Origin of the sequence: Dinghuibacter sp. (genome assembly GCF_035492835.1) — a bacterium.
GTDB lineage: Bacteria > Bacteroidota > Bacteroidia > Chitinophagales > Chitinophagaceae > Dinghuibacter.
In genome coordinates, this window is the sequence record NZ_DATJIY010000123.1 from 1 (window position 1) to 8050 (window position 8050).

The window sequence follows — 8050 nt, forward strand, 5'->3', positions numbered from 1 at the left end:
TAGCGCCAAGCAAGTACCAGGGGCTGCTCTCCAGGCGGCCGCGGCCGATGGCGCTTAACTTTACGGGTTCTATCCGGCCGGTGTCCTCGTGTACGTTCTGATAGGCGGAAAAGAAAAAATCGGTGCCCGGATTGGCCTCGATGGCGGCGCCAAATTGCTGCAGGGCGTCCGAACCGGTGAACCAGTCGTCGTCGTGCATGACCTTGATCCACGGTCCGCGGGCCTGGCGGATGCCTTCGTTCCAGTTCCCGGGAGTCCCCAGCTGGGTGGGATTCTTGTGGTAGCGGAGCGGGATCCTCCCGGCGAACCTTTCCACAAGCGAGCGCACGGAGCCGTCCGGGCTGTCGTCGGTGAGGACGACCTCATAGTTCCCGAAGGTTTGGGTCGCCAGCGATTCCAACAGACGCTCCAGGTAGGCTACCCGGCGGTAGGCCGGTATGCAGATACTGATTAGGGGCTGATCCATAGCGCCCCGCGAAAATATCGAAAAAAGAGAAGAGCGGCTTCCATCGAAGGGGATTCCGTAAATTCGCGTATGTATCTCGTCCGTAAACGAGCCCTGGGCGATGTCCTGTGGATAGAACCCGTCATACGGGCGATGGCGGCCCGCCACAGACACCTCACGGTCATCAGCAAGTATAATGAATTGTTCCTCAACTATCCGCTCGACAATGTCCGGTTCCGGGCGGCGCCGACGTGGATGGGAAAGGGGTTGATCTGGCTGGAAAAACGGCTGGGCACACGTCTTTTCTCGGTCGACCTTGATGGCGCATATGAACGGGCTCCCCACCGGCATTTTCTGGAGTCCTACCAGGAGGCCGCCGGACTGCCTATCGTGCACGAATACCCGAAGTTGTACCTGAGCGACGCGGAGCGCCGGATGGATACCGGCATCACGGGTCCCTTCGTGGTGTTGCACCTGGAGTCGATGACCGACAAGAACTACCGCAAGGTCTATGGCGTCGATTGGGCAGCCGTCGCCGCGGCATTGAGGGGTATGGGTTACCATGTGGTGCAGCTGGGCAAGTCGCCCGAACCGATTGACGGCGTGGAGCACCGGGTGACATCCTTAAGGGAAATGATCGCCCTGCTGTCCAAGACCGCCCTGTTCATAGGGCTGGATTCCGGGCCCAGCCATATTGCCACCGCACTGGGGGTACCGTCGGTGCTGTTCTTTGGCGCGGTCAATCCCTGGTACCGCCATTTTCCCGAATTGTTGAAAGGGGTTATCTTGCAAGGCGCCTGCCCCTACGCGGGTTGCTTCCACGACGCGCCGGACCCCGAAACCATGGTCTGCCGCCTGGTGGGTGCGGAGGGCGTGCCCGTTTGCAGCGTACACACGACGGAGGCGGTGCTGGAAGCGGTTGATGTGGTAAAAAACAAGTATGTATGCTGACAAAATTTATCAATAAGGTCAAGCGGAAGATGGGCATCCCCATCTACTACCCTTCGGAAACTTCAAAGGTGCGGCACCTCGTGCTGGCCTATTGCCAGGGGGACGGGTGCGACATCGGGTTTGGCGGCGACAAGATCAAGAAGGAGCGCTGCGCCGGTATCGATTTTGCGCAGCCCTACGCCCATACCGGCAGGGAGAAGGTCGACGTGGAGTGCGACGTGATCAAGGACGAAATCCCGGTCCCGGACAATACCTACGACTACGTATATACCAGTCACCTGATAGAAGACTTCGTGGATACCGCGGACGGGTTGAGGAAGTTCATCCGCATCCTCAAGCCGGGAGGGTCCCTGATCCTGGTCTTTCCCGACCAGCCCACCTACGAGCGCTATTGCGCGCGGACGGGTCAGCCGCTGAACATGTACCACGTCCACAAGGATATGGGTGAAGCGTTTATGCTGAACGTCATGGACAAGCTCCCGGGCGTCCGTTACGACGTCCTTTTTTCGAGCAATTGCGAGATCGACTACAACGTGATCCTGGTATTAAAAGTGCATAAAGAGCAGCATGGCTAAAAGTTTACAGATCCTTTTACAACGATTGGGCTACGAGCTGAGGAAGGTGGACAATTTTCACCTGAAACCCAACCGCGAGGTACAGATACAGCTGGGGCGCTATGCGCTCGCCATCAATACGCGCAACCCGATTTCGATCCATTACACGAAATACCCCGACTATGGCAGCGAATTGGGGCGTTTGGCGAAGGCCGTGGGTCAGAAATACCCCGGGTTCAGCGTCATCGACATTGGCGCGAACATCGGGGATACGGCGGCCATCGTCAAGAACGCGGTAGAAACGCCCATCGTGTGTATCGAGGGGGACGCCTATTGCTACGGCTTCCTCAGCCGGAACGTGCAACAGTTCAAAGACGTGCAGGCCTTCCAGCAATTCCTGGGAGAAAATGACGAGCAGATACCGGCCCGTCTCGAAAAAAGCAGCTGGAATACCACCATCATACCCGGTTCCGGCGATTTGACCATCGAGCTCCTGCGGCTGGATACCTTTATGTCGCGTAATGGGATTGCCGGTAATTTCAAGCTCATCAAGGTCGATACCGAAGGCTTCGACGTAAAGATCATCCGTGGCGCTTCCGGCCTCATTGAACGCCAGCACCCGGTAATCTACTTCGAATATAACCGTCACAACATGGATGCCATCGGCGAAAAAGGCATCGACACCCTCTACTGGCTGCGCGACCGCGGGTACGAGGACGTCCTCGTCTACGAGGACAGCGGGCGGTTCATGCTGTCGTTGCGGTTGTCGGAACCCCTACAGGTGGAGCAGATGCACCGCTGGATCGGAGGATCGCCGGGGGTAAGCTATGTCGACCTCGTGGTGTTTCACCGCGACGACCAGGACATCGCCCTGCAGGTCGTCGGGCAGGAAGCGCACCGATAAAAAAGCCCCGGCCAGCTGACCGGGGCTTTTAATTTATCCAGGCGGTTTTAGTGCCGTTGGAAGGTATTGAAGAGGTATTTTGCTTCCTTATCGGTGATGGCGCGGGTATAGATGCGCACTTCGTCCATATTCCCATGGAACGCCGGGGTATTGTCCGAGGCCCACCAGTTACCCAGCTCGAAGGACGCATTGCTGCAAAACGTCACGTTGTTGACCGGGAGGGTTTGCTGCGCCACGAGGATACCGTTCTTATAAAATTTGGCGTGACCGTTACTGAACGTCCCGGTGAACATATACCAGGAGTTAACCGAAAGGGTATAATCGCCGCTCGAGTCCAGGACGTTCCAGGAGCTGCTGATCGGGGTGCTGCACAACTGGCTTGCCGGGGCGTTGTTGAAAGAGAAGCGGTAACGGTTCGGATAGAAGACGGCGTCGGTCCCGAAACCAAAAGTATATCCGGTGGCGTCGTCATAGTCGATCTTGTTGAAGACGAGTCCGATCGTATTGGCCCCGGTGTATTGCACCAGGAAGGACACGGTAAAGTCGGGGGCGGTGAAATTCGTGCCGTCGGCGATGATCGCCCGACAAGCGCCGCCGATAAAGTTCAGTGCGCTGTCCGGCCTGCCGAAGGCATCGATACCCAATGCGGCCCCGCTATATAAGGTAATAGCGTGGTTGTTCCCGGAGGAGTCGGCGAGGTTCCCGTTGAATTTGTAATACGCCCAGAGGCTGTCGTTGATGTGCCTGTAGGTCGTGTCCCAATAGACCTTGACGGTATCGGTGACGATGGTCGTGTCCCTTTTGGTGACGGTATCTGTAACCGTATTTGTCTTGGTACAGCCAGAATTGGGGAGGACGAAAAGGCTAAAGGCAAGTGCCGTTAGGGTGAGGCCCGCTAAGAATCGGTTCATCAGGAATGGATTTTATAGACGCTAAATGTAGAAATAATTTAATTAACGTGCAAGAATAACCGTACCGTTCTGCATATACTGCCGGCCGGTCAGGGCGTCGCGGAAGTGCAGCTCGTATACGTACACGCCTGGCGGCTGCCCCCCGCCGTCCCAGGCGGCCAGCTTGTCGGTGGTGGTGAATACCGTCGACCCCCATCGATTGTAAATGAGCAGGGAGAACTCATCGACGACCTCGGTCCCCAATACCCTGAAGACATCGTTCTTTCCGTCGCCGTTGGGCGTAAACGCGGAAGGGACGTGGACCACGCAAACGCCCGGCTGAACCTGTATGGTAGCGGTATAGCTCGTACAGGCGTTGGTCGCGGTGACGCTGTAAGCGCCCGGGGTCGTTACCTTGAAGACGCTGTCGGAGGAGCCGTCCTGCCAGCTATAGGTATAGTCGCTGCTGTCGGGGCTGGGTTTGAGGTAAATGACCTCGCCGGGGCAGAACGAAAGGTTGTCGCCAAGGGATATGTAGGGCACGTCCGCGGACCCTATGGTTACGCTGGAGGTGGCGCTGCAACCATTGCCGGTGACGGTGACGGTATACGTTCCAGGCTTTAATACGTCGTAGGCGCTCGTTGTCGAGCCGTCCTGCCAACGGTAAGTATCACCGGGATTGCCGGCGTCGAGCACAAAGCCTTTGGCCAGGCAGAGGGCGGTATCCCGGCCCAGGTCCACCACCGGGACCGGTATCACCGTCGCCCGGGTACTGGCGGTGGCGGTACAGCCGTTGTTGTCGAGCGTCAACGTGTAGTTGCCGCTGGCCGGCACCGGTGTCGTATTGGATGTCGACCCGTTACTCCAGGTATAAATGACCGGTAGCGGGCTCGCATACTTCAGCTGGCCGGGGCCGCAAAAAGCGGTGTCGGCCGGCAGTCTTACGGCGGGCGTTTGCGGGACCGTGACATTGCTGCTCCCGGTGGCGGAGCAACCGGCGTTGTCCAGGGTGACGGTGTACCGGCCGGAGGTCTTTACCTTGGCCGTGTCCACGGTCGACCCGGTGTTCCAGGCGTAGGTCACCGGCAGCGCCGAGGGATTACGCAGCGCGCCCGAGTCGCATATGGTCGTGTCGGCCGGCAGCCATACCTGCGGCTTGGGGATCACGGTGCATTGGATCGAGGTATTGGAAATACAGCCGTGGTCGGTTATTTCCAGGGCATACGGGCCGGAGGTTTCGACGACGGTGCTGTCCCCGGTGGCGCCTGTGCTCCATTGGTACGTGACGGAGTCCGCCATCCGGTGCTGGAGGAACCCCGGCCCGCAAAAGGTGGTGTCCTTGCCCAGGGTGAGGGAATCGGTGGGGATGACCTTGCAGATGACCGTATCCAGGGCGGTACACCCGCGCTCGTTGAGCTGGAGCCAGTAAAGCCCGCTGGTCTTGACCTTGGCGGTGTCGGCGGAGGAGCCGGTGTTCCAGATAAAGGTAACCGGCTGCGCCGTGACGTATTTCAATACCCCCGAATCGCAAAACACCGTATCGTGGGGCAACGCCAGGGTCGGCTTGGCAAACTGCTCGACCGTCGCGGTCTGGCTGGACGTGCAGCCGTAGAATTGCGATTGGAGGGTATAGTCGCCCGGGGCGGTTACCGTAATGCTGTTGGTGGTGGCGCCGTTGCTCCAGGTATTGAGCACGCCGGTAGCGGTGGGGCCGTTTAGCGTGACGGTATTGCCGTCGCAAAAGAAGGTGTCCCTGGGTAAGGTGAAGTCCGGCGGGCGGACGACTTTTATTTGGGCGCACTGGCTTACGTGATTGGCCGTGTTGCTGTCGACGAACAGGCATACCCGGTATGTACCCGGCGTCGAATAACTATAAGGGAGCGGTGTCTGTGCAGTTTGAGGGGGTATGTTGTCCCCGGTCCCCGGGCGTCCCAGGGTATCGGTATAGGCGTACGAGAAATTCCAGTAGTAGGTTGTCCCCGTGGTCATGGTGGAGAGGTTGGTCCACACCACCTCCGCGCCCACGCAGATCGTCTGCGGACCGTTGAAGTTCGCAAAAGTTTGCTGGGCGTGGGTTTCACGGGCACACAGCCAACAAGCGATCGCCAGGTACAATGGTTTCAGGTAGCGGGCCCTCATGGCCGCCTAAAGATACGCAAATCGCTGCCGCGGCTTTTTGCCGGCGTTTTGTTCGATTTGGCGCTATTTTCCTTGTAACTCGTTGATATACTTTAGAAAAAGCGTCAATCCCTCGCGCTTCCGGGGGGTCAATTCGTACGAAATATTCTCGGTAAAGTAGGTTTTTAAGTCGTAAACGGGGAAGGGGGTCTCCGCCTTGAGGACGTCGTCCAGGTGAGTGATGCCCAACCCGCAGGCGTCGTTGAAAACGCGGATGAAGTCCTCGTCCACGGGCCGGTTGCTGATCCAGGCGGCAAAGACGAAGGGCAGACCGGTAAATTCCAGCCAGGCGGTTGCAAGGTCGTAGATGTAGGCCGATTTTGCCCGCTGCTCGAGCGCCCGGTCGCCGATCACCAGCCCCGCGGTCGTACCTTTGATCCGGTCGCGGTAGTCCTCGTGGGTATTGACAAAGGTGGGGGTGCGTTTCCAGTGGAAGCGAAGCAGCACCTTGAGCAGGGCGACGGAGGTCCGGGACTGGTAATCCAGGAGGACCGTTTCCACTGCTTCCAGGGGTACGTCGCTGAACAGGCAAACCGACGCCACCGGGCCTTCGGCGCCGATGCAATAGTTGCCGTTGATATAATGTTCCTTCAGGCGGGGGATCGTCGCCACGGGGATCAGCCCCATGTCCGAGTCGCCATTGACGAGGTCCTGGGCGATGATGGCGGGATAGTCGATGGTCAGCTCCAGGCGGCGCATGACTTCGGGGGAACGCAGAATGCCATACAAAAGGGGCTTCGTATTACGGTAGCTCACAGCGCCAACCTTCCAAATCTTTTCCAATGCGGGCGGTTTAAAGTGTAATTTCGCGCAAAAATACGTCAATGGAATTGCAAACGCTCACCGCTATTTCCCCCATAGACGGCCGCTACCGCAGACAAGTGGAAAGCCTGGACGGGTTTTTCTCCGAATTCGGCCTGATCCGCTATCGCGTCAGGATAGAAGTGGAGTACCTGTTCCACCTCAGCGAATCGGGGTTCCTGGCGTTGCCCGACGCCGCCCGGTCCGCGCTGCAGGGGCTCATTGACGATTTTTCGCTGGCGCAGGCCGCCCGGATCAAGGACATCGAAAAGGTCACCAACCACGACGTCAAGGCCGTGGAATACTTTATCAAATCCGTCCTCGAAGAGGCCGGCGCGGGGGCCATCAAGGAATGGGTGCACTTCGGGCTGACTTCCCAGGATATTAATAATACGGCGATACCGCTGAGCTGGAAGGAAGGGCTTTCGACGGCTTATCTGCCCCTTGCGCACGGGTTGGTTGCGCAGCTGCATGGACTCGCCGTTTCCTGGAAGGATATCCCGATGCTCGCGCGGACGCACGGGCAACCGGCCTCCCCTACCCGGCTGGGTAAGGAGTTCATGGTTTTTGTGGAGCGGCTCCGCGGGCAGCTGTCCGCGTTTGAGGCGTTGCCGTTCGGCGCGAAATTCGGCGGGGCGACGGGCAACTTCAACGCGCACGTCATCGCCTACCCCGCCACGGACTGGATAGCCTTCGGGAATTCTTTTGTCGATGGACGCCTGGGGCTGGCCCGTCAGCAGTTCACCACGCAGATCGAACACTACGACGGGCTGGCGGCTCAGTTCGATGCGCTCAAACGGATCAATACCACGCTCATCGACCTCTGCCGGGACATCTGGACCTATATCTCGATGGACTACTTCAAGCAAAAGGTCAAGGAAGGGGAAGTGGGGTCCAGCGCCATGCCGCATAAGGTCAACCCCATCGACTTTGAAAACGCCGAAGGCAACCTGGGGCTTGCCAACGCCCTGTACGAGCACCTTTCCTCAAAGCTGCCCGTCTCCCGTCTCCAGCGGGACCTCACCGATTCCACGGTGCTCCGCAACCTCGGGGTGCCGCTGGGGCACTCGCTGCTGGCGGTCAATTCGATCCTCCGGGGCTTGGATAAGCTGATCCTGAATGAAGGCGTCATGGCCCGTGACCTGGACAACAACTGGGCGGTCGTGGCGGAAGCCGTCCAGACGGTGCTACGGCGGGTGGGGTATCCCAATCCGTACGAAGCGCTCAAGGCGCTGACCCGTGGGGCTTCGGGGATCACCCAGGAGACGATGGCCCGATTTATCGAGGGATTGGACGTCAGCGAGGACGTGAAAAAGGAGCTGAAGGC

The 8050-nt window shown here is 58.7% G+C and carries 8 protein-coding genes; 4 read left to right on the plus strand and 4 right to left on the minus strand.

Going from position 1 to position 8050, the window contains the following annotated elements:
* Positions 1-466, minus strand: a 466-nt coding sequence (locus VL547_RS11290; protein WP_325577776.1) for a glycosyltransferase family A protein, incomplete at its 3' end; no start/stop codon positions are given.
* A gap of 69 nt (positions 467-535) precedes the next feature.
* On the opposite strand from VL547_RS11290, the gene VL547_RS11295 reads away from it, so the two are divergent.
* From VL547_RS11295 to VL547_RS11305, 3 genes are read left to right on the plus strand one after another with little or no spacing between them, the layout of a single operon-like run.
* Positions 536-1396: a glycosyltransferase family 9 protein gene (locus tag VL547_RS11295; RefSeq protein ID WP_325577777.1), complete on the plus strand. Its 861-nt coding sequence runs from the start codon at positions 536-538 to the stop codon at positions 1394-1396.
* Positions 1390-1971, plus strand: coding sequence for a class I SAM-dependent methyltransferase (locus tag VL547_RS11300; RefSeq protein WP_325577778.1), 582 nt, complete (start codon positions 1390-1392; stop codon positions 1969-1971). Before VL547_RS11295 ends, VL547_RS11300 begins: the two co-directional genes overlap by 7 nt.
* The gene (locus VL547_RS11305) at positions 1964-2854 is read left to right on the plus strand and encodes an FkbM family methyltransferase (protein WP_325577779.1); all 891 of its coding nucleotides are present in this window, start codon (positions 1964-1966) and stop codon (positions 2852-2854) included. The genes VL547_RS11300 and VL547_RS11305 overlap by 8 nt, the downstream gene beginning before the upstream one ends.
* A gap of 47 nt (positions 2855-2901) precedes the next feature.
* Here the strand turns inward: VL547_RS11305 and VL547_RS11310 are convergent, their stop codons facing one another.
* The 3 genes from VL547_RS11310 to VL547_RS11320 all read right to left on the minus strand — a co-directional run bounded on the left by VL547_RS11310 (position 2902) and on the right by VL547_RS11320 (position 6678).
* A complete protein-coding gene (locus VL547_RS11310) occupies positions 2902-3765 on the minus strand; it encodes a LamG domain-containing protein (RefSeq protein WP_325577780.1) in 864 nt (287 codons plus the stop codon).
* A 42-nt stretch (positions 3766-3807) separates the two neighbouring features.
* Positions 3808-5883, minus strand: coding sequence for a gliding motility-associated C-terminal domain-containing protein (locus VL547_RS11315; RefSeq protein WP_325577781.1), 2076 nt, complete (start codon positions 5881-5883; stop codon positions 3808-3810).
* A gap of 63 nt (positions 5884-5946) precedes the next feature.
* Positions 5947-6678 (minus strand): menaquinone biosynthesis protein, encoded by a 732-nt coding sequence (locus VL547_RS11320; RefSeq protein WP_325577782.1) that lies wholly within the window; start codon positions 6676-6678, stop codon positions 5947-5949.
* Positions 6679-6746: 68 nt separating this feature from the next.
* On the opposite strand from VL547_RS11320, the gene purB reads away from it, so the two are divergent.
* The coding region (gene purB, locus VL547_RS11325) for an adenylosuccinate lyase (RefSeq protein ID WP_325577783.1) at positions 6747-8050 on the plus strand (1304 nt) is incomplete at its 3' end.

Excerpts from the sequence above, each read along its gene's own strand:
- VL547_RS11305 (WP_325577779.1), top strand. The coding sequence starts at position 1,964 with ATGGCTAAAAGTTTACAGATCCTTTTACAACGATTGGGCTACGAGCTG.
- VL547_RS11300 (WP_325577778.1), top strand. The coding sequence starts at position 1,390 with ATGCTGACAAAATTTATCAATAAGGTCAAGCGGAAGATGGGCATCCCC.
- VL547_RS11310 (WP_325577780.1), bottom strand. The coding sequence starts at position 3,765 with ATGAACCGATTCTTAGCGGGCCTCACCCTAACGGCACTTGCCTTTAGC.
- VL547_RS11295 (WP_325577777.1), top strand. The coding sequence starts at position 536 with ATGTATCTCGTCCGTAAACGAGCCCTGGGCGATGTCCTGTGGATAGAA.
- VL547_RS11315 (WP_325577781.1), bottom strand. The coding sequence starts at position 5,883 with ATGAGGGCCCGCTACCTGAAACCATTGTACCTGGCGATCGCTTGTTGG.